This is a genomic window from Candidatus Clostridium eludens (assembly GCF_045310515.1).
Taxonomy (GTDB): Bacteria; Bacillota; Clostridia; order Clostridiales; family Clostridiaceae; genus Clostridium_B; species Clostridium_B eludens.
On record NZ_JBJHZX010000178.1, the window covers coordinates 1 to 369 of the forward strand.

Annotated in this window: 1 pseudogene; it reads right to left on the bottom strand. The window is 41.7% G+C overall.

From position 1 onward, the window contains the following. Positions 1–57: 57 nt before the first annotated feature. Positions 58–294: pseudogene (locus tag ACJDU8_RS25735) on the bottom strand (integrase core domain-containing protein); the annotation flags it as partial. Positions 295–369: the final 75 nt, after the last annotated feature.

The window sequence follows — 369 nt, forward strand, 5'->3', positions numbered from 1 at the left end:
GTGTGCGAGTAGCACAGCCAGTAACATGCCCTTATAGGGCTGAGCAAACCACCCGTTTTACGGGTGGTGATGATTTAATCCCCACTGATATCTATAGTTGTTATAGTAGAGCATATACTCGTCTATTTCTTGTTTAAGCGCACCTAAGGATTGGCAAGATTTTATGAGAGCTTCATCTTTAAGGTTACCGAAAAAAGACTCCTGTGGAGCATTATCCCAGCAGTTACCTAGTCTAGACATAGACTGGTTTAACTTATAGCTTTTAACTAAGTTCTGAAAGACAGGACTTGTGTAATCGATTAAGAAAAAGGGATTGCTCCCTTTCCCTCATCTAAGAACCGTACGTGAGAGTTTCCCTCTCATACGGCT